This window comes from Ruegeria sp. MALMAid1280 (genome assembly GCF_049195285.1).
Classification (GTDB): Bacteria; Pseudomonadota; Alphaproteobacteria; order Rhodobacterales; family Rhodobacteraceae; genus Ruegeria.
Genome location: NZ_JBMIRT010000036.1, coordinates 150,098 through 167,874 on the forward strand (window position 1 = coordinate 150,098; position 17,777 = coordinate 167,874).

At 58.9% G+C, this 17,777-nt stretch carries 27 protein-coding genes; all 27 read right to left on the reverse strand.

Translation table 11 applies throughout. From position 1 onward, the window contains the following. Positions 1 to 2: 2 nt before the first annotated feature. The 27 genes from ACOQFT_RS03620 to ACOQFT_RS03750 all read right to left on the reverse strand — a co-directional run bounded on the left by ACOQFT_RS03620 (position 3) and on the right by ACOQFT_RS03750 (position 17,774). Positions 3 to 674, reverse strand: coding sequence for an HAD-IA family hydrolase (locus tag ACOQFT_RS03620; protein WP_421596694.1), 672 nt, complete (start codon positions 672 to 674; stop codon positions 3 to 5). Further along, positions 671 to 1,714, reverse strand: a complete 1,044-nt coding sequence (locus tag ACOQFT_RS03625; protein WP_421596695.1) for an RluA family pseudouridine synthase — start codon at positions 1,712 to 1,714, stop codon at positions 671 to 673. Before ACOQFT_RS03625 ends, ACOQFT_RS03620 begins: the two co-directional genes overlap by 4 nt. A gap of 106 nt (positions 1,715 to 1,820) precedes the next feature. Then, entirely contained in the window at positions 1,821 to 3,134 is a 1,314-nt protein-coding gene (locus ACOQFT_RS03630) for a replication-associated recombination protein A (protein WP_421596696.1), read from the reverse strand. A 1-nt stretch (position 3,135) separates the two neighbouring features. Next, on the reverse strand, positions 3,136 to 4,524 hold the full coding sequence (locus tag ACOQFT_RS03635) for a trypsin-like peptidase domain-containing protein (protein ID WP_421596697.1): 1,389 nt from the start codon (positions 4,522 to 4,524) through the stop codon (positions 3,136 to 3,138). A gap of 60 nt (positions 4,525 to 4,584) precedes the next feature. Then, entirely contained in the window at positions 4,585 to 5,208 is a 624-nt protein-coding gene (locus ACOQFT_RS03640; protein WP_421596698.1) for a YitT family protein, read from the reverse strand. Positions 5,209 to 5,320: 112 nt separating this feature from the next. Then, complete coding sequence (gene rplQ, locus ACOQFT_RS03645) at positions 5,321 to 5,740, reverse strand: 50S ribosomal protein L17 (RefSeq protein ID WP_170334079.1); 420 nt, start codon at positions 5,738 to 5,740, stop codon at positions 5,321 to 5,323. 118 nt (positions 5,741 to 5,858) lie between these two features. Continuing rightward, positions 5,859 to 6,875 (reverse strand): DNA-directed RNA polymerase subunit alpha, encoded by a 1,017-nt coding sequence (locus tag ACOQFT_RS03650; RefSeq protein WP_170403678.1) that lies wholly within the window; start codon positions 6,873 to 6,875, stop codon positions 5,859 to 5,861. A 115-nt stretch (positions 6,876 to 6,990) separates the two neighbouring features. Beyond that, on the reverse strand, positions 6,991 to 7,380 hold the full coding sequence (gene rpsK, locus ACOQFT_RS03655; protein ID WP_008757289.1) for a 30S ribosomal protein S11: 390 nt from the start codon (positions 7,378 to 7,380) through the stop codon (positions 6,991 to 6,993). A 15-nt stretch (positions 7,381 to 7,395) separates the two neighbouring features. Further along, the gene (gene rpsM, locus ACOQFT_RS03660) at positions 7,396 to 7,764 is read right to left on the reverse strand and encodes a 30S ribosomal protein S13 (RefSeq protein WP_170377641.1); all 369 of its coding nucleotides are present in this window, start codon (positions 7,762 to 7,764) and stop codon (positions 7,396 to 7,398) included. A gap of 201 nt (positions 7,765 to 7,965) precedes the next feature. Then, positions 7,966 to 8,610 (reverse strand): adenylate kinase, encoded by a 645-nt coding sequence (locus tag ACOQFT_RS03665; RefSeq protein WP_421596699.1) that lies wholly within the window; start codon positions 8,608 to 8,610, stop codon positions 7,966 to 7,968. Further along, a complete protein-coding gene (gene secY / locus ACOQFT_RS03670; protein WP_421596700.1) occupies positions 8,607 to 9,971 on the reverse strand; it encodes a preprotein translocase subunit SecY in 1,365 nt (454 codons plus the stop codon). Before secY ends, ACOQFT_RS03665 begins: the two co-directional genes overlap by 4 nt. 109 nt (positions 9,972 to 10,080) lie before the next feature. Beyond that, on the reverse strand, positions 10,081 to 10,554 hold the full coding sequence (gene rplO, locus ACOQFT_RS03675; protein WP_421596701.1) for a 50S ribosomal protein L15: 474 nt from the start codon (positions 10,552 to 10,554) through the stop codon (positions 10,081 to 10,083). Positions 10,555 to 10,699: 145 nt separating this feature from the next. Then, on the reverse strand, positions 10,700 to 11,560 hold the full coding sequence (locus ACOQFT_RS03680; protein ID WP_421596702.1) for a hypothetical protein: 861 nt from the start codon (positions 11,558 to 11,560) through the stop codon (positions 10,700 to 10,702). A 179-nt stretch (positions 11,561 to 11,739) separates the two neighbouring features. Further along, on the reverse strand, positions 11,740 to 11,955 hold the full coding sequence (locus ACOQFT_RS03685) for a DUF1127 domain-containing protein (RefSeq protein ID WP_421596703.1): 216 nt from the start codon (positions 11,953 to 11,955) through the stop codon (positions 11,740 to 11,742). Positions 11,956 to 12,142: 187 nt separating this feature from the next. Beyond that, positions 12,143 to 12,526, reverse strand: coding sequence for a hypothetical protein (locus ACOQFT_RS03690; RefSeq protein WP_421596704.1), 384 nt, complete (start codon positions 12,524 to 12,526; stop codon positions 12,143 to 12,145). 113 nt (positions 12,527 to 12,639) lie between these two features. After that, positions 12,640 to 12,828 (reverse strand): 50S ribosomal protein L30, encoded by a 189-nt coding sequence (gene rpmD, locus ACOQFT_RS03695; protein WP_005621828.1) that lies wholly within the window; start codon positions 12,826 to 12,828, stop codon positions 12,640 to 12,642. A 12-nt stretch (positions 12,829 to 12,840) separates the two neighbouring features. Next, positions 12,841 to 13,410 (reverse strand): 30S ribosomal protein S5, encoded by a 570-nt coding sequence (gene rpsE, locus ACOQFT_RS03700; protein WP_421596705.1) that lies wholly within the window; start codon positions 13,408 to 13,410, stop codon positions 12,841 to 12,843. Positions 13,411 to 13,526: 116 nt separating this feature from the next. Beyond that, on the reverse strand, positions 13,527 to 13,886 hold the full coding sequence (gene rplR / locus ACOQFT_RS03705; RefSeq protein ID WP_170356678.1) for a 50S ribosomal protein L18: 360 nt from the start codon (positions 13,884 to 13,886) through the stop codon (positions 13,527 to 13,529). 11 nt (positions 13,887 to 13,897) lie between these two features. Next, the gene (gene rplF, locus ACOQFT_RS03710) at positions 13,898 to 14,431 is read right to left on the reverse strand and encodes a 50S ribosomal protein L6 (protein ID WP_010437101.1); all 534 of its coding nucleotides are present in this window, start codon (positions 14,429 to 14,431) and stop codon (positions 13,898 to 13,900) included. Positions 14,432 to 14,442: 11 nt separating this feature from the next. Continuing rightward, positions 14,443 to 14,835: a 30S ribosomal protein S8 gene (gene rpsH, locus ACOQFT_RS03715; RefSeq protein ID WP_010437099.1), complete on the reverse strand. Its 393-nt coding sequence runs from the start codon at positions 14,833 to 14,835 to the stop codon at positions 14,443 to 14,445. 13 nt (positions 14,836 to 14,848) lie between these two features. Then, positions 14,849 to 15,154 (reverse strand): 30S ribosomal protein S14, encoded by a 306-nt coding sequence (rpsN, locus tag ACOQFT_RS03720; RefSeq protein ID WP_010437098.1) that lies wholly within the window; start codon positions 15,152 to 15,154, stop codon positions 14,849 to 14,851. Positions 15,155 to 15,173: 19 nt separating this feature from the next. Next, on the reverse strand, positions 15,174 to 15,734 hold the full coding sequence (gene rplE / locus ACOQFT_RS03725; RefSeq protein WP_421596706.1) for a 50S ribosomal protein L5: 561 nt from the start codon (positions 15,732 to 15,734) through the stop codon (positions 15,174 to 15,176). Further along, the gene (rplX, locus tag ACOQFT_RS03730) at positions 15,727 to 16,038 is read right to left on the reverse strand and encodes a 50S ribosomal protein L24 (protein WP_170440482.1); all 312 of its coding nucleotides are present in this window, start codon (positions 16,036 to 16,038) and stop codon (positions 15,727 to 15,729) included. Before rplX ends, rplE begins: the two co-directional genes overlap by 8 nt. Before the next feature lie 2 nt (positions 16,039 to 16,040). Continuing rightward, positions 16,041 to 16,409, reverse strand: a complete 369-nt coding sequence (gene rplN / locus ACOQFT_RS03735) for a 50S ribosomal protein L14 (RefSeq protein WP_008757934.1) — start codon at positions 16,407 to 16,409, stop codon at positions 16,041 to 16,043. Positions 16,410 to 16,485: 76 nt separating this feature from the next. Beyond that, positions 16,486 to 16,716 carry a 30S ribosomal protein S17 gene (gene rpsQ, locus ACOQFT_RS03740; protein WP_152459158.1) on the reverse strand — a complete coding sequence of 77 codons (231 nt, stop codon included), beginning with the start codon at positions 16,714 to 16,716 and terminating at the stop codon, positions 16,486 to 16,488. 4 nt (positions 16,717 to 16,720) lie between these two features. Further along, complete coding sequence (gene rpmC, locus ACOQFT_RS03745) at positions 16,721 to 16,927, reverse strand: 50S ribosomal protein L29 (RefSeq protein ID WP_039538276.1); 207 nt, start codon at positions 16,925 to 16,927, stop codon at positions 16,721 to 16,723. Positions 16,928 to 17,162: 235 nt separating this feature from the next. After that, a complete protein-coding gene (locus ACOQFT_RS03750) occupies positions 17,163 to 17,774 on the reverse strand; it encodes a hypothetical protein (RefSeq protein WP_421596707.1) in 612 nt (203 codons plus the stop codon). Positions 17,775 to 17,777: the final 3 nt, after the last annotated feature.

The following is a 17,777-nucleotide window of genomic DNA, read 5'->3' on the forward strand; positions in this document are numbered from 1 at the left end:
TGTCAGGTCCAGATATCGTCCAACGCGCGAGGCAGCTGGTCAAAAGTTTCAATAATGCAGGTCGCGCCGTCCAGAGCGGATCGGTCATGATATCCCCAGGTCACGCCAATGCCCGCCACCCCGGCGGCGCGGGCCATGTCCATGTCGAACTTCGTGTCACCGATCATGACCGTATTGGCCGCAACCACCCCGGTTTCGCTGCGCGCCGTGTCGATCATCGACGGATGCGGCTTGGAGGGGTGGTGATCCGCCACCTGACGGGTCACAAAGTAACGCTCCAACCCGTGCGCCTCGATCAACGCATCCAGACCGCGCTGCGATTTCCCGGTGGCCACGCCCAGCAGAACCTCGGGCACCGCCTGCAGGGCTTCAATGACGGCGCGCGCGCCCGGATACAGCGGAGAGCTTGCCGCACCCTGCGCCAGCCGTTGCGCGTGATAGGCTTCCTTGTAGCCCTCGACGAGGCGATGCTGCACGCTGTCGGAATGCTGGGGCGCCAGCTGCGCCATGGCGTTGGGCAGAGACAGCCCCACGATGGACAGGATCGCATCGCGGTCCGGCACCGGAAGAGATTGGGCACCGAAACAGGCAGTCATCGCTGAAACGATACTGCCCTGACTGTCGACCAGCGTGCCATCCACGTCGAACAGCACCAGACGCAGCGGTGCGCTCATTGCAGTTCCTCGAACGGGTCGTCTGCGGCCAGGTCCTCGGTCCAGCCGAAGGTGTCCCAACTGTGCGTCATGTGATCCGGCAGCGGCGCGGTGACGGTGATGGTCTTGCGTGTCATCGGGTGCTGGAACGTCGCCTGCCGGGCGTGCAGGTGCAGCTTTTTGCTGATGATCCCACCAAGCTGCGCGCCCCAGCCATCGCCGAGGTTTTCCTGCCCTGAACCGCCATATTTGCCGTCGCCGATGATCGGGTGCCCAATTGCCGCCATATGCGCCCGCAACTGGTGGGTACGGCCGGTGATCGGCTCCATCGCGACCCAGGCGGCGCGGCCAGCCACCCGGTACAGCGTCGCATAAAGCGTATGCGCCCGTTTCGCGCCCGGCGTGTCATTGATTTCGTTCAGGTGGACGGGGATCATCTTTTCGCCCTCGCCCTGCTGACCATGACCCGACGCCTTAACGAGGCCGGTCTTGATCTCACCCAGATAGGGGGTCGGCACCCCGGCCACCAAAGCCCAGTATATTTTGCGCGTGTCACGATGCCGGAACGCCGCCGTCAGCCCCTTGGCGGCCTCGCGGGTGCGGGCCAGCAACAGAACGCCCGAAGTGTCCTTGTCCAGCCGGTGCACAAGGCGGGGGTTCTCGTCACAGCCAAAGCGCAGTGCCTCGGACAGGCTGTCTACGTGGCGGGTCTGGCCGCTGCCACCCTGTACAGGCAACCCGTGTGGCTTGTTCAGCGCCAGCACGTGATCGTCGCGATAGATCACGCAAGACTGGATCATCTTGGCATCAGCGTCTGAAATGCGCCGCTTGACCTCGGCAGGCTTGTGATCCGCATCGGGCAGAGGCGGTACCCGCACGACCTGCCCGGCCTCAAGCCGGGTCGAAGCCTTCACCCGGCCGCCTTCGACGCGCAGTTCACCCTTGCGGCACATCTTTTCGATACGGCCCTGACTGACATGCGGGAACAGACGGCGCAGCCAGCGGTCGATCCGCTGGTCGCCATCCCCCTCTGCCACAGTGATCATTTGTACGCCGCTCATGCCGATATCCCCTTCACGCGGCGGTTCCGCGCGGATTGTGTGCCCAAAGGTGCCTTAGAAAACATGCGCGTCTGTGGCGTGCTGCACCGCAAGAGTCAAGCCAGCGCTAGCCCTTGTTCCGCTGCGCCCGCAATTTGGCAAAGTAATCCAGCCGCTTTTTCAGTTCGCGTTCAAACCCGCGCTCAACCGGCTGATACAGCGCGGGCCGCTCCATCCCGTCAGGAAAATAGTTCTGGCCCGAAAACCCATCCTCGGCGTCATGGTCATAGGCATAGCCCGCGCCATAGCCCTGATCCTTCATCAGCGAGGTCGGGGCGTTCAGGATATGCTTGGGCGGCGGTTCGCTACCGGATTGCTTGGCCAGCCGCAACGCCGCCTTGTAGCCCACGTAAGCGCCGTTCGATTTCGGAGCCAGCGCCAGATAGACCAGCGCTTGCGCCAAAGCCAGCTCGCCCTCGGGGCTGCCCAGCCGTTCATAGGTTTGCCACGATTGCAGGCAGATCGCCTGCGCCTGTGGATCGGCCAGACCGATATCTTCAACTGCCATGCGGGTGATCCGTCGCGCCAGATACCGAGGGTCCTCGCCCCCCGTCAGCATCCGCGCGAACCAGTAAAGCGCGGCATCTGGATCGGAACCGCGCACCGATTTGTGCAGGGCCGAGATCAAATTGTAATGCTCATCGCCGGACTTGTCGTATTTAGCTGCCCGCCGCATCAACCGCGTCGACAACGCATCCGGGTCCAGCGGTTTATCAACCTTCCACGCCGCGATCTGTTCGATCAGGTTCAACAGCGCGCGCCCATCGCCATCGGCCATTTCCTGCAACGCCTCACGTGCAGGTCCAGTCAGGGGCAGCGCGCGATCCAGTTCTTTCTCGGCCCGTTGGGTCAGGCGTTCCAGATCGGCAAGGCTGAGGCGTTCCAACACCAGCACCTGCGCCCGGCTGAGCACAGCGGCGTTCAGCTCGAATGAGGGGTTCTCGGTCGTGGCCCCGACCAACAGGATGGTGCCGTCCTCCATATGGGGCAGGAATCCGTCCTGTTGGGCTTTGTTGAAACGGTGGATCTCATCCACGAACAGCAAAGTGCCCTGTCCGTTCTGGCGGCGGATCTTGGCGGCCTCGAACACTTTTTTCAGGTCCGGCACACCGGTGAAAATCGCACTGATCTGAACGAAATGCAGATCGGTCTCCTGCGCCAGCAGCCGCGCGATGGTTGTCTTGCCAACGCCCGGAGGCCCCCAGAACACCAGACTGGACAGGCTGCCCGAGGCCAGCATGACCCCAAGGGGCGCATCCGGGCCCAACACCTGCGCTTGCCCGATCACCTCTGCCAGCGTCTGCGGGCGCAGCCGGTCGGCCAGCGGACGGTGCGCGGGCGGTGCGGGCTGGTCAGCCCCGGTATCGAACAGATCGCTCACGTCACAACCGGAACCGAAGCGAGATCGAACGGCCCCCCCTGAGAATATCCAGATTGATCCGGCGTCCCGGATCGGTCAGCGCGCCAACCACGTCACGGGGGGTCTCAATTTCTGTGCCATTGATGTTGTTGACCACATCACCCGCACGTAGCCCGGATCGGCCGCCATAGGGGCCGGCATCCACCACAACCACTCCGGTCTGCGACAACACAAGACCCATCCTGGCAATCACCGCGGGGTTGACGCGCGAGACCGTCAGGCCCGGCATCACGGTCTGGTCATCCAGCGTGGTTTCCTCGGCCGCCGGGGTGTCGGGCGCTTTGATCAGCGCGATTTCTACCTCGGCGCGCTCTTCCCCGCGCAGCCGGGTTACCATGGATGTGCCACCCACACCGGCAACCGCCATGCGGAACTTCATCTCGGCGGGCGAGTTCACCTCATCCCCGTCCACATGGGTCACCACGTCGCCCACGCGCAATCCGGCCTCGGCCAAGGGGCTCAGGGGGTGCAGGTCGGAAATCACCACACCCAGCGGGATCACCAGACCCAGAGACTCGGCGATATCCGCGCTCATGTGTTGACCCGCCATTCCGGCCCAGGGGCTGACGAAACTGTCATGGCCGCCCTGCGCCTGTCGCAGAAACTCGGCCACCAGATTGGCGGGGATTGCAAAGCCGATGCCGTTCGAGCCGCCCGAGCGGGTCAGGATTGCGGTATTGATCCCGATCAGATCGCCATTCACATCAATCAGCGCTCCGCCGGAATTTCCGGGATTGATCGCCGCATCCGTCTGAATGAAATAGCCCCGCGCATTGCCCGTGGCCGCCCCGGTCCGCGCCAGCCCCGAGATGATGCCCGACGACACTGTCTGCCCCACGCCGAACGGATTGCCGATGGCCAGCGCCAGTTCGCCAACCTCGACATGATCCGAGTCCCGCATCTGCAGGTAGGGCAGGTCCTCGGCTTCTTTCAGCCGCAGGATGGCGATGTCGCTCTCCTTGTCGCCCAGAACCACCTGCGCCGAAAACTCGCGCCGGTCCGTGGTCACGACCCGGATTTCTGTGGCCGTCCCCACCACATGATAATTCGACACCACGTAACCATCTTCCGACAGGATCACGCCTGACCCCAGCGAGTTCTGCACCCGTGGGCGGGGTTCACCGAACCCACGACCAAAGAAGTCCTGAAAGAACGGGTCCGAGAAAAACGGATTCGCCCGCCCCTGCCGCACGATCTTGGCATAGATGTTGACCACCGCCGGAGACGCCTGTTTGACCACCGGCGCAAAGCCGATCGAAATCTCGGCCTGCGATTGCGGCACTTTCGTTTGGGCCATCACCGGCGCGTTCAGGAGTGCAAGCGGCAGACAAAGCAAAAGCGTGCGGAACATGAGACCCTCTTATACGTTCAAGGATTGATATGTCCGCAAGCAACACCGTTTGCAAGATCGCTATTCGTTTGCCGACCGCCCATACCCGGGGCGCCCGGTTCGGCTTTGGGCGACGTCGAAATTCCAGACAATTGCCATATTGGTGATCACAGCACCAAGAAACGAGTAGAACAATTGCGCGGGGCTCAGCACAAAGGCCGACGCGAGGAAGACCATGGCGTCAACAGATAGCTGAAACCAGCCCGCTTTGAACCCGGTTTTATGTTCCAGAATAATACCGAGAATGGTCATCCCCCCGGCCGATGCGTTGTGCCGGAAAATGGCGATCAACCCCATCCCGCTGCAGGCTCCGCCCAGAACCGCGGCGACCAGCGGGTCCAGCCGCTCGAACACCACAATATTGCCAAGAAGCTGGGACAAAACCGAAATCCCGACCACAACGACAATTGTGCGAATGGCAAAAACCGGCCCGCGTTTGACCCATGCCAAAATCAGAAACGGAATTCCGATCAGAAAAAACAGCGGGCCGAACCCAAGCGGCAAGACATAGGACAACAGCAGAGCGATTCCTGCGGTTTGCCCTGTCACCAGACCGGCGGCTTTCAGAAATACGACGCTCAGGCTTGTCATGACAATGCCGACGGCAAGGCCCTGAACATCAAAAACGGACATGCGGTTGGTCAATGGATTCTCCGGGGACTTCGCTGGATCATTGCCGTCCCATACATCGAACAGTCGGCAAAGAAAAACCCCCGCTCAACCGAACGGGGGTCTGTGATCAGGTATCCCTGATCAATTACTCTTCAGCGGCTTCTTCGGCGGCCACGCGGGCCTTGTCGGCCGCGCCTTTGGCGTCGACGTCACGATCAACGAATTCGATGATCGCCATCGGTGCCATGTCACCATAGCGGAAGCCAGCTTTCAGGATGCGGACGTATCCGCCCTGACGCTCGGCGTAGCGGGGGCCAAGAACTTCGAACAGCTTGGCGACGTCTTTGTCTTCTTTCAGCTGGGCAGCGGCCTGACGACGGGCGTGCAGGTCGCCGCGCTTGCCCAGAGTGACCAGCTTTTCGATGATCGGGCGCAGTTCTTTTGCCTTGGGCAGAGTCGTTTTGATCTGCTCATGCTCGATGAGCGAGCCAGCCATGTTCGCAAACAGCGCCTTGCGGTGCTCATGAGTACGGTTCAGGCGGCGGTAACCACGTGCGTGACGCATTTTCTAGTTCCTTCTTTCGCGTTTTGCTTTGTCTGGCCGGCGATGCGTGTCACCGGCTCTCCTTGGGGCGGAAGTGCCCATATATTCCCCGGCAGCCCGGGCATTGGGGAAGACGCGCTTAGAACGCGTCTTCGAATTTCTTCGCCAGATCTTCGATGTTGTCGGGCGGCCAATCTTCGACATCCATGCCGAGGTGCAGACCCATACCGGACAACACTTCCTTGATCTCGTTCAGCGACTTGCGGCCGAAGTTCGGGGTGCGCAGCATCTCGGCTTCGGTTTTCTGGATCAGATCGCCGATGTAAACGATGTTGTCGTTCTTCAGGCAGTTTGCCGACCGGACCGACAGTTCCAGCTCGTCCACTTTCTTCAGCAGCAGCGGGTTGAACTCCAGACCATCGTCTTCGTCCTGGCGGCCAGCCGATTCCGGCTCGTCGAAGTTGACGAAGATCGACAGCTGGTCCTGCAGGATGCGTGCGGCGAAGGCCAGCGCATCCTCAGGCGTGATCGAACCGTCGGTTTCGATCTTCAGGGTCAGCTTGTCATAGTCCAGAACCTGACCTTCACGGGTCGGCTGAACGTCATAGGCGACCTTTTTGACCGGCGAATAGATCGCGTCGATCGGGATTAGGCCGATAGGCGCGTCTTCGGGCTTGTTCTTTTCAGCCGAGACGTAGCCTTTACCGGTGTTGACGGTCAGTTCCATGAACAGGTCGGCGCCATCGTCCAGGTGGCAGATGACGTGATCGCGGTTCAGAACCTCGATACCAGCGCTTTCACTGATGTCGCCAGCGGTGACAACTGCGGGGCCTTTGGCATTGATCGACAGGCGCTTGGGGCCTTCGACTTCCATGCGCAGGGCAACCTGCTTGAGGTTCAGGATGATGTCGGTGACGTCTTCACGTACACCTGCGACCGAGGAGAACTCGTGCAGGACGTTGTCGATCTGGACGCTGGTGATGGCCGCGCCTTGCAGCGAGCTCATCAAAACGCGGCGCAGGGCGTTGCCCAGAGTCAGACCAAAGCCACGCTCCAGCGGTTCGGCAACCAGAGTCGCCTGACGTGCGGGATCGTTGCCCGGCTTGCCATCCAGCTGGGTCGGCTTGATCAATTCTGCCCAATTCTTATGGATCATGTAATCCCTCCATTCCTGTCCGCGCCCCATGACCAACAAGGTGCAGACGCCCGAGGTTCAAAATGACGTGCTGGGGCCGTGCGAAAACGCGGGCCCCAGCTCAATTCAAAATCGCTTAGACGCGGCGGCGCTTCGGCGGGCGGCAGCCGTTGTGAGCGATCGGTGTCACGTCGCGGATCGACGTGATGTTGAAGCCCACTGCAGCCAGCGCGCGCAAAGCCGATTCACGACCCGAACCGGGGCCCTGAACTTCGACTTCCAGCGTCTTGACGCCATGTTCCTGCGCCTTCTTGCCTGCGTCTTCTGCAGCCATCTGAGCGGCGTAGGGGGTCGATTTCCGCGATCCCTTGAAGCCCATGGTACCGGCAGACGACCACGAGATGGCGTTGCCCTGCACGTCCGAGATCAGGATCTTGGTGTTGTTGAAGGTCGAGTTCACATGGGCAACGCCCGATGCGATGTTCTTACGCTCTTTGCGCTTAACGCGAGTCTTGTCACGTGCCATCAGTCAGACCCTCCCTTATTTCTTCTTACCAGCGATGGCCTTTGCGGGGCCTTTGCGGGTACGAGCGTTGGTGTGGGTACGCTGACCGCGAACCGGCAGGTTGCGGCGGTGACGCAGACCGCGGTAGCAGCCCAGGTCCATCAGGCGCTTGACGTTCATCTGAACTTCACGACGCAGGTCACCTTCAACGGTGAAGTTTTCGTCGATAAATTCGCGAATTTTCAGAACTTCGGCATCCGACAGTTCGTTGACGCGACGGGTCGCTTCAATGCCCACGGCTTCGCAGATCGCTTTAGCCGAGGTGTTACCGATACCGGTGATATATGTGAGGGCGATAGGTACCCGCTTTGCAGTCGGGATGTTTACGCCGGCAATACGTGCCACGTGTCACTTTCCTTTTCGTTGCGGTTCCGTAACTCCAGAACCTTTTTTCACAACGCTTTACCGTGGCAGTGTCGCCAGAGGGTTCAGCATTATTCGAGGTGGTCGGGGCAGTTGGGACGAATCCCGCCTGCGGTCTTGATTCCCCAAGGGGATGGGGGTCGATATGGGGTTTTGGTGGGGCCGTCAAGCCCCAACCTGAAGTCAGCCCAGAATCGCCTCGATCGAGGCGGTGACTTCCTTGATCTCGGCCAGACCATTGACCGGGCGCAGATCGCCTTTGGCATAGTAATACCCAATCAGTGGCGAGGTCTTTTTGTAGTATTCCATCAGGCGTGTGCGCAGGCTGTCTTCGTTGTCATCCGCGCGACGCTGGAAGTCATTTTCCTTGCCGCAATTGGTGCATTTTCCATCGGCCGGGATCGGCTTGGTGATGTCGTTATAAACCTCACCACAACCACCGCAGGTTGACCGCGCGGTGATCCGGTCCACCAGCGCATCGTCGTCCACACGCATCTCGATCACCGTGTGCAGCGACTGGCCCAGCTTGGTCAGCAGCGCCGCCAGCGCATCGGCCTGTGCCAGCGTACGTGGGAAACCGTCAAAGATGAATCCGGCGCCAGTTTCGGTGGTCAGTTTCTCTTCGATCAGGCCGATCACGATCTCATCGGTGACCAGCTTGCCCGCATCCATGATCGCCGCAACCTTCTGGCCCATCTCTGTTCCGCTGGTCTTGGCTTCGCGCAGCATGTCGCCGGTGCTCAGCTGGACCATGCCCCGAGTTTCGACCAGGTGACGCGCCTGAGTGCCTTTGCCCGCCCCCGGGGGGCCAAGAAGAATGATGTTCATCGACGAGCGGGTCCCTTCCTGCCGCGTTTCTTACCCTTGCCGCGCAGTTGGGACTTTTCGATCAGCCCTTCGTATTGATGCGCCAGCAGGTGGCTCTGAACCTGTTGGATCGTGTCCATGGTCACAGAGACGATAATCAGAACCGAGGTGCCGCCGAAATAGAACGGGATGGCAAACTGGTTCCGCAGAATTTCAGGCAGTAGACAGACAGCCGCCAGATAGGCCGAGCCCAGAACCAGCACGCGGTTGACAACGTATTCCAGATACTCGGCTGTTTTCTTGCCCGGACGGATACCCGGCACAAAACCGTTCTGCTTTTTCAGGTTGTCCGCGACATCGTCCGGCTTGAACGACACGTTGAACGTGTAGAAATAAGCGAAGAACACGATCATGGCCGCGAAGAACAGCAGGTACAGAGGCTGGCCGGGACCAAAGTTGGCCAGCAACCACGACATGACCGGTCCGCTGGTGGCGCCCGACGAGAAGGTCGAGATCGTCACCGGCAGCAGCAACAGCGAGCTGGCAAAGATCGCCGGAATCACGCCCGCCGGGTTCACTTTGACCGGCAGGTGGCTGGAGCCACCCTCATAGATTTTCATACCGGCCTGACGGCGCGGGTATTGGATGTGAATCTTACGCAGCGCGCGTTCCATGAACACCACAAAGGTAATCACGGCGATCACCATCACGATCACACCGATGATCACGGCGGGGCTGATCGCGCCCGAGCGGCCAGAGGCGAAGAACTGCGCCAATGCAGCCGGAACCTCGGCGATGATGCCGACGAAGATGATCAGGGAAATACCGTTGCCGATGCCGCGTGCGGTGATCTGCTCGCCCAGCCACATCAGGAACATGGTGCCACCGACCAGAGTGATCATGGTGGACATGCGGAAGAACATGCCCGGATCGGTCGCCAGATCGCCCGATTCCAGCGACACGGCCAGACCATAGGCCTGAACGGTGGCCAGCGCCACGGTGCCAAAACGGGTGTACTGGTTGATCTTCTTGCGTCCCTGCTCGCCCTCTTTCTTGAGCTGTTCGAGCGCGGGAACCATCGATGTCAGCAGCTGCACGATGATCGAGGCCGAGATGTAGGGCATGATGCCAAGGGCAAAGATGCCCATCCGCCCCAGCGCCCCGCCGGTGAACATCGAAACCATGCCGCCGATGCCCTGCCCCGCCTGCTCCATGAACTCGCGCAGCGCCTGCCCGTCGATCCCCGGCACCGGAATGAAAGTGCCCAGGCGATAGACGATCAGCAAACCCAGCGTGAACAGGATGCGGTTGCGCAGATCGGTGGCTTTGCCCAAAGCAGCCCAGCTTGTGTTGGCTGCCATTTGTTCTGCTGCTGATACCATAAATCGGTCTCTCTTATGAAAACACCGCCCGGAACCGTTTTCCGGCTCGGGCGGCGTCTTGGAAAACTCTGAGGTCTATGTAAGCGGGTCTTGGCCCGCTCACAAGCGCTTACTCTGCCGCAGCAGCTTTTGTGACCATCAGCGAACCGCCCGCTTTTTCGACTGCCTCAACGGCAGCTTTCGAAGCACCGGTTACTTCCAGGTTCACTTTGGCGCTGATCTCGCCTTTGGCCAGAACGCGGATACCGTCCAGCTTGCGACGTACCAGGCCGGATGCAACCAGTGCATCCTCGGTAATCGCAACCTTGGCGTCCAGTTTGCCGGCGTCGACGAATTTCTGGATCAGACCCAGATTGATAACGGCAAATGCCTTGCGGTTCGGCTTGTTGAAGCCACGCTTGGGCAGGCGCTGGTACAGCGGCATCTGGCCGCCTTCATAGCCATTGATGGCCACACCCGAACGGGATTTCTGGCCTTTGATACCACGGCCACCCATTTTACCTTTGCCCGAGCCGGGACCACGACCAACGCGGGTGCGTTTCGGGTTGGCGCCGGGATTGTCGCGCAGTTCATTCAGTTTCATTTCGCTTCTCCTAAGCCGGATGTGACCCCCGAAGCGTGATGGGCCAAACACGGCATTTCTTGGTTTTGATTCTCATGGGCGGAAACCCACCGGAGGCGTATAGGCCCGTTGCCCCCGCTTGGCAAGCCCGTGGATCGGTGCAGGATCAGCTGTCGACTTGCGGTGCCTCGGCTTCATCCGCAACCTGTTTGGCAATAGGCGCGGCAAGCGGATCGATGCCGTGTTTTTCGACCAGCCGGCCGATCAGGCTGTCAGGATCGGGCTGACCGTCATATTTGTCCCGCATGATCGCCCGCATCCGTCTGCCATAAAGATGGATGGAAACCGTGTCATCCTTGAAAAAATGGTCGATTTCGGCCCCGGGCCGGGCCAAAGCCCGCCGGCGCGTGTAGTTGAGCGGGTAGAACACATGCTCTGGCAACGCATATTTTATCTCGCCCGTTTGCTTCAATGCCCAGGTGAATGCGTTCGGCCCCCAAACGCCCCAAAGCGCTTCGGGTACGTTCACGGGCTCTCCGTTCTCCAGCGCCTCTTCCAGCGGCTTGCGACGCCGAGGGGGCAGCCAGGGCGGGATAAGGTACGGATCATTGGTATATTCGATCAACTTGCCCAACGTGTCGCTGTCCTGAGGCAGGGCAAGCACGCCGATGGCCACCCCGCCTTCGAGATAGCTGTAATAATGGCCGTTTTCGGTTGTAAACGGCTTGAGGCAATAGGCATCCGTATCCGCCCAGATCAAATCAGGCTCCTGCGCCAGCATCCGGTACCGGAACTTGTCCGAATGCGGTGCGGGGCTTCCGGTTCTGCCATGGGTGATGAATTCGGAATCGGGCAGAACCTCGCGTGCATCGCGCTGCTCTACGCCTTCGGGGATACCTGTTACAGTCCCATAGGTGTAAAGTCGCACATGTTGCCCGGCATCAAGATAGGACTTGATGCATAACTGCTCGAGAAAGCTCAGCGGTCCATCGACCCACAGCATTCCGATCTGATATTCGCGCGCCATAAATACGTCTTTCCACACAGTTGTCGCGACTTCAAACAGCCGTCCAATCCGCATGTGACTCAATAGAGGCACCGTCGCAATGCTTGTCGCCCAAATATATGCTGCCTGTGGCGGGATGGACCCTGAAACCAAAAGAGGCGCCAATTGGCGCCTCGGGCTGACTGCATCAGGGAATGCGCTTAGGCGCAGTAAACGTGATCATGCGCGATATCCTTGATATCGCAACGGCGTACGCCGATGTCGTTCAGCTCACGGTCGGTCAGACCCTGCAGTTCCGAATAGGTCCGGTTGTACATGGCGCGCAGGGCATAGGCCTCTTTCACCTTTGCGGCGAATTCTGCGACGCGTGCGATCAGGTTGATGCCGCCATGCGTGGTTGTTGATGTGTAAGCCATATCTGAATTCCTTTCCTGATCGGGGCGCATTCCCCGATGACTTTGTTCTGTTCCTGTTTGGGACAGGGCTCAGATAGGCTGGGCACATTGCGCTAACAACCGAAGTTTCGGTCTAGCCGCTTTGCAAATAATGCATGGGTGTATTCTGCTGCACCAAACAGGCTGACGCTATTCGGGCATCTGCAAGCTACTTCCGGATTTCTCCGACGTAGCGTTGCTTTTGCTGGTTCACCAAGACCAGTTGGCCGTTGTTCACGACGTACAGATCAAATCGGGGCTGGTCATAACCGATGCACCGCACCCCGTTGTCGTAGAACCTGTAGGAACTCGCTTCCCACGCCTGCCCATTAGCCGTGTAAGAATAGGACCCGTTGGCAAAGTAGGTCTCAAATTCTTTCCCGGGATATACGACCTTGCGCCCGGAAAGGTTCTTTTGAAGCCAAGCCGCATTCACTTTCTGATCGCCATCGGAAAAATAGCTTTTCGAAAACTTCGGAGATTTGGCCGGGCATTCGGCATAGGCCGCCGTAGCAATTGCAGATACGCAAAGCGCAGCGAAAAACAGTTTCATACTCAACATCCATTCAAAAAAAACACGATCAAATGTACCCCGACCTATTCAAATGGCAATAAAAAACGCCCCCGAATTGTCGGAGGCGTTCATTGGTTCAATGGAAGATGCGCTTAGCCGCGCTCTTCGACGATCTCTACCAGATGCGGGATCTTGTTGATCATGCCGCGGACCGAAGGAGTGTCCTCCAGCTCACGGGTCTTGTGCATCTTGTTCAGGCCCAGGCCGATCAGGGTTGCGCGCTGTTCGGCGGGGCGGCGGATCGGGGAACCGATCTGCTTGACGACGATGGTTTTTGCCATGGGTCGCTCTCCTTATGCTTCTGCTTCAGCAGCAGCCGGTGCTTCGTCCCGCTTGGGCAGGATGTCGGCAACCTTTTTGCCACGACGTGCGGCAACCGAACGCGGGCTCTGCTCTTTTTGCAGGCCGTTGATGGTGGCGCGGATCATGTTGTACGGGTTCTGCGAGCCCAGCGACTTGGACACAACGTCCTTCACGCCCAGCATTTCGAACACGGCACGCATCGGGCCACCGGCGATGATACCAGTACCTTCAGGTGCGGTGCGCATTACCACTTTACCGGCGCCGTGACGGCCCTCGATGTCGTGGTGCAGTGTCCGGCCCTCGCGCAGCTGCACGCGGATCATCTGACGCTTGGCTTGTTCGGTCGCCTTACGGATGGCCTCAGGTACTTCTTTCGCTTTACCCTTGCCAAAGCCGACGCGGCCTTTCTGATCGCCGACAACCACCAGAGCGGCGAAGCCAAAGCGCTTACCACCTTTTACGGTTTTCGACACGCGGTTGATTGCAACCAGGCGATCTGCAAATTCCGGTGTTTCGTCACGGTCGCGGCCACGGCCCCGACGGTTTTCACGTTCTGCCATTTGGCATCCCTTTTCTCATATGGCGCTCTCGGCACCGTTTTCTTCAATCCAAGTGAGCCCCGACTGTCGCCGAGGCCCCCGGATCATCGGGACAGCCGCAAAGCTGCCCGCAGGTCTTAGATCTTCAGACCACCTTCACGCGCGGCGTCGGCAACTGCCTTCACCTTGCCGTGGAACAGGAAGCCACCACGATCGAAATAGGCCTCTTCGACGCCTGCCTTCTTGGCACGCTCGGCGATGGCCGCGCCCACTTTCGTGGCCGCTTCGACGTTGTTCTTGCCAACAACACCCAGATCTTTTTCCAGGGTCGAGGCTGCAGCCAGGGTCACGCCACGAACGTCGTCGATCAGCTGAACGCTGATGTTCTTGTTCGAACGGTGAACCGACAGGCGTACACGGCCCGCGTTGACTTTGCGAAGTTTGTTCCGAACGCGCAGGCGGCGCTTCAGAAACAGGGTTCTTTTGCTGTTTGCCATTGTTTGCGTCCTTACTTCTTCTTGCCTTCCTTGCGGAAGATGAACTCGCCCTTATAGCGGATGCCCTTGCCTTTGTACGGCTCGGGACGGCGCCATTCGCGGATTTTGGCCGCGACTTCGCCCACCTGCTGCTGGTCGATACCTTCCACAACGATCTCGGTCTGCTTCGGTGCGGTGATGGTGACACCTTCCGGAGCGGTGAAATCAACATCGTGGCTGTAGCCCAGGTTCAGCTTCAGGGTGTTGCCCTGCATCTGAGCCCGGTAACCAACACCCTGGATCTCCAGCTCTTTTTTGAAGCCGTTGGTGACGCCTTCAACCAGATTGGCAACCATAGTGCGGCTCATGCCCCACTGCTGGCGCGCGCGCTTGGACATCCCACGAGGGTTGATCTGCACAACGTTGTCTTCGACCGACAGCGTTACATCATCAGTCGCGGTGAAGCTGCGGGTGCCTTTCGGACCTTTGACTTCGATGGTCTGACCCGACACAGAGGCGGAAACGCCGCTGGGCAGCTCGACCGGTTTTTTACCAATACGAGACATTGCAGACCTCCTTAGAAGACGGTGCAGAGCACTTCGCCGCCAACATTGTTGGAGCGAGCGTTTGCGTCCGACATCACACCTTTCGGAGTGCTGACAATCGACACACCCAGACCCTGACGGACCTGCGGGATGTCATTGACGCCCATGTATACGCGACGACCGGGCTTCGAGACCCGCTTCAGTTCGCGAATAACAGGGGTGCCTTCGTAGTATTTCAGGCTGATTTCGATGGCCGGATGACCGTTTTCACCGGTCGTCGCTTCGTAGCCACGGATGTAACCTTCGTCCGCCAGCACGTCCAGAACCCAACCACGCAGCTTGGAAGCCGGGGTGGAGACGGTGGACTTGCCGCGCATTTGCGCGTTGCGGATACGGGTGAGCATATCGCCGATAGGATCGTTCATATCTATGTCTCCCTTACCAGCTCGATTTCACCATGCCGGGGATCTGACCAGCAGAACCCAGCTCGCGCAGCGCGATACGGCTGACCTTCAGCTTACGGTAGTAAGCGTGGGGACGACCGGTCAGCTGACAGCGGTTGTGCAAACGGGTAGCCGAGCTGTTGCGCGGCAGTTTCGCCAGTTTCAGACGCGCTTTGAAACGCTCTTCCATCGGCTTGCTCTCGTCGTTTGCGATTTCTTTCAGCTCGGCACGCTTTGCGGCATATTTGGCCACCAGGCGTTCGCGCTTCTTCTCGCGTTCGATCATTGCTTTTTTAGCCATGTCTCAATCCTCCCGGCGCTTACGCGTTGAACGGCATGTTGAACGCTTTCAACAGTGCCTTTGCTTCAGCGTCGGTTTTCGCTGTGGTGGCAATTACGATATCCAGGCCCCAGACCTCGTCGACCTTGTCGAAGTCGATTTCCGGGAACACGATGTGCTCTTTCATGCCCATGGCAAAGTTGCCCTGACCATCGAAAGACGGCTTAACACCGCGGAAGTCACGAATACGCGGCATCGCGATTGTGATCAGACGATCCAGGAATTCGTACATCCGGTCACCGCGCAGGGTCACTTTTGCGCCCAGCGGCATGTCTTCACGGACGCGGAAACCCGCGATCGACTTCTTCGCCTTGGTCGAAACGGCCTGTTGGCCAGCAATCGCGGTCAGATCCTCGACAGCAGCTTTCGCTTTCTTCGAGTCCTTGACGGCCTCAGCACCACAACCGATGTTCAGAACGATTTTTTCCAGCTTGGGCAGCTGCATGTCGTTCTTGTAGCCGAACTCTTCTTTCAGAGCGGCACGGATGGTTTCAACGTACTGAGCTTTCAGACGCGGAGTGTAGGTTGCGGAATCAAGCATCGATCACGTCCCCTGTGGTCTTGGCGAAACGCACCTTCTTGTCGCCTTCCATGCGGAAGCCAACGCGGGTTGCTTTGCCGTTCTTGTCCAGCAGAGCCAGGTTCGACAGCTCGATCGGGTTTGCCTGAGGCAGACGACCACCTTGCGAGTTCTGGGTCTGGCGGGTGTGGCGGATGGCGATGTTGATGCCGTCGACAACAGCTTTGCCGGCCTTCGGGTCAACCGAGGTGATAGTGCCCTCTTTGCCCTTGTCCTTGCCGGCCAGCACGACGACCTTGTCGCCTTTGCGGAGTTTAGCAGCCATGATTACAGCACCTCCGGAGCCAGCGAGATGATTTTCATGAAGTTCTTGCCGCGCAGTTCGCGAACAACGGGGCCAAAGATACGGGTACCTACGGGCTCGTTGTTGTTGTTCAGGATGACGGCAGCGTTGCGATCGAAACGGATCGCGGTGCCGTCTTCGCGGCGGACTTCCTTGGCGGTGCGTACGACGACGGCCTTACGGACGTCACCTTTCTTTACGCGGCCGCGCGGGATGGCTTCCTTCACCGAGACGACAATGATGTCGCCGACGGAGGCGTATTTACGCTTGGAACCACCCAGGACCTTGATGCACTGAACTCGGCGTGCGCCGGAGTTGTCAGCGACATCCAGATTGGTCTGCATCTGGATCATGTGGTTTCTCCCGACCTGTGGGGGCTGGTCTGGTTAGATCCCCCAGGGTTTCGACAAATGGGAAAATCCCGGAGGCTTACGCTTCCAGAACTTCCCAACGTTTCGTCTTCGATTTCGGCGCGCATTCGATGATGCGTACGGTGTCGCCGACCTTGAAGGCGTTCTTTTCGTCATGAGCCCGATATTTCTTGGACTTACGAACGGTTTTGTGCAGCAGCGGGTGCTTGAAACGGCGTTCAACCGAAACAGTCACGGTTTGCTCATTGGCGTCGCTGGTTACTACGCCGGACAGGATACGCTTGGGCATCTGATTACTCCTCGGATGCCGCGGCAGCGGCCTTTTGGTTCAGAATGGTTTTGACGCGGGCAGCGTTGCGGCGGGCCGCTTTGATGCCGGCAGTGTTTTCCAGCTGACCGGTTGCCTGTTGAAAGCGCAGGTTAAAGCTTTCTTTCTTCAGGTTGGCCAGTTCCTCGCGGAGCTGGTCCGGGGTCTTGTCACGCAGTTCTTGGGCGTTCATCGCCTTTTTCCTTTGCTCAAAACACCAGAAGGCCCCCTGACAGGGTCACCTTGGACCTGGTGGATGAATGATAGACTTACGAATCGCCCGACAACGCCGGGAGATCGCAGGATGCCGCCGTATAAGGGTTTGGGGGGTGGGTGGCAAGAGGAAAGCTCTGGAAGAGTGCAGCCTGCCTGGTGTGATCTTTTCTCTATCTTTGATGGGGGCTTCAGATCGGCGCAAAACAGTAGGCTTACTCGCTATTGGTTCGTATACCATCATAGCCCCTATCCCACACCAAAGCAGAATTATGCATTGCGAAAGAGCGCTTAAGAACGATCTTGAGCTCTGGAGAGTACAAGACTTTCTGAACTCTGTCTTCGGTACCCGCCAGATGCTCGCGGACAAGAACCTCCCAAACTTTGTACTTGCAGCTTCCAACCCGCTCTATGCGATTTTTCTGGAACTCGACCGACACAGTGCCGATTTCAGGTTCATTCCTACCATCCGTGACAGTAAAATCCGATTGCCACTTTTTTAGGCTCTCTAGGTCATCCAGAGGGGCGACAGGTTGCTCATATGCACGTTTGGAAGAAGTGAAGCTCATGAAGAGCTCACTAAACAACATAGGGTGAGCGTAGTGGTTAGCGAAACCTATGCGTCTGGTGTCCTGGGATTTCATCTCAACGACAATCCCCGTCTCAACAAGACTTTGCTCTCGCAACAGCCACGTTTCCCCATTCTTCAGCCAGATGCCACTAGAAACATCCCCTTGAGTGGGACAGTTTGCAAGTGCGGGCATGGCTGCTATCGCAAAGAACAGCGTAAATGCTTGCGTGACCTTGGCCGGAAATAGCGCGAACACGGT

What these genes read in the sequence shown, in the direction of transcription:
- ACOQFT_RS03620 (WP_421596694.1), bottom strand. Translation starts at nt 674, where the DNA reads ATGAGCGCACCGCTGCGTCTGGTGCTGTTCGACGTGGATGGCACGCTG.
- ACOQFT_RS03625 (WP_421596695.1), bottom strand. Translation starts at nt 1,714, where the DNA reads ATGAGCGGCGTACAAATGATCACTGTGGCAGAGGGGGATGGCGACCAG.
- ACOQFT_RS03635 (WP_421596697.1), bottom strand. Translation starts at nt 4,524, where the DNA reads ATGTTCCGCACGCTTTTGCTTTGTCTGCCGCTTGCACTCCTGAACGCG.
- rplQ (WP_170334079.1), bottom strand. Translation starts at nt 5,740, where the DNA reads ATGCGTCACGCACGTGGTTACCGCCGCCTGAACCGTACTCATGAGCAC.
- ACOQFT_RS03650 (WP_170403678.1), bottom strand. Translation starts at nt 6,875, where the DNA reads ATGATCCATAAGAATTGGGCAGAATTGATCAAGCCGACCCAGCTGGAT.
- rpsK (WP_008757289.1), bottom strand. Translation starts at nt 7,380, where the DNA reads ATGGCACGTGACAAGACTCGCGTTAAGCGCAAAGAGCGTAAGAACATC.
- ACOQFT_RS03665 (WP_421596699.1), bottom strand. Translation starts at nt 8,610, where the DNA reads ATGAACATCATTCTTCTTGGCCCCCCGGGGGCGGGCAAAGGCACTCAG.
- secY (WP_421596700.1), bottom strand. Translation starts at nt 9,971, where the DNA reads ATGGTATCAGCAGCAGAACAAATGGCAGCCAACACAAGCTGGGCTGCT.
- rplO (WP_421596701.1), bottom strand. Translation starts at nt 10,554, where the DNA reads ATGAAACTGAATGAACTGCGCGACAATCCCGGCGCCAACCCGAAACGC.
- ACOQFT_RS03680 (WP_421596702.1), bottom strand. Translation starts at nt 11,560, where the DNA reads ATGGCGCGCGAATATCAGATCGGAATGCTGTGGGTCGATGGACCGCTG.
- ACOQFT_RS03685 (WP_421596703.1), bottom strand. Translation starts at nt 11,955, where the DNA reads ATGGCTTACACATCAACAACCACGCATGGCGGCATCAACCTGATCGCA.
- ACOQFT_RS03690 (WP_421596704.1), bottom strand. Translation starts at nt 12,526, where the DNA reads ATGAAACTGTTTTTCGCTGCGCTTTGCGTATCTGCAATTGCTACGGCG.
- rpmD (WP_005621828.1), bottom strand. Translation starts at nt 12,828, where the DNA reads ATGGCAAAAACCATCGTCGTCAAGCAGATCGGTTCCCCGATCCGCCGC.
- rpsE (WP_421596705.1), bottom strand. Translation starts at nt 13,410, where the DNA reads ATGGCAGAACGTGAAAACCGTCGGGGCCGTGGCCGCGACCGTGACGAA.
- rplR (WP_170356678.1), bottom strand. Translation starts at nt 13,886, where the DNA reads ATGGCAAACAGCAAAAGAACCCTGTTTCTGAAGCGCCGCCTGCGCGTT.
- rplF (WP_010437101.1), bottom strand. Translation starts at nt 14,431, where the DNA reads ATGTCTCGTATTGGTAAAAAACCGGTCGAGCTGCCCAGCGGCGTTTCC.
- rpsH (WP_010437099.1), bottom strand. Translation starts at nt 14,835, where the DNA reads ATGAACGATCCTATCGGCGATATGCTCACCCGTATCCGCAACGCGCAA.
- rpsN (WP_010437098.1), bottom strand. Translation starts at nt 15,154, where the DNA reads ATGGCTAAAAAAGCAATGATCGAACGCGAGAAGAAGCGCGAACGCCTG.
- rplE (WP_421596706.1), bottom strand. Translation starts at nt 15,734, where the DNA reads ATGCTTGATTCCGCAACCTACACTCCGCGTCTGAAAGCTCAGTACGTT.
- rplX (WP_170440482.1), bottom strand. Translation starts at nt 16,038, where the DNA reads ATGGCTGCTAAACTCCGCAAAGGCGACAAGGTCGTCGTGCTGGCCGGC.
- rplN (WP_008757934.1), bottom strand. Translation starts at nt 16,409, where the DNA reads ATGATCCAGATGCAGACCAATCTGGATGTCGCTGACAACTCCGGCGCA.
- rpsQ (WP_152459158.1), bottom strand. Translation starts at nt 16,716, where the DNA reads ATGCCCAAGCGTATCCTGTCCGGCGTAGTAACCAGCGACGCCAATGAG.
- rpmC (WP_039538276.1), bottom strand. Translation starts at nt 16,927, where the DNA reads ATGAACGCCCAAGAACTGCGTGACAAGACCCCGGACCAGCTCCGCGAG.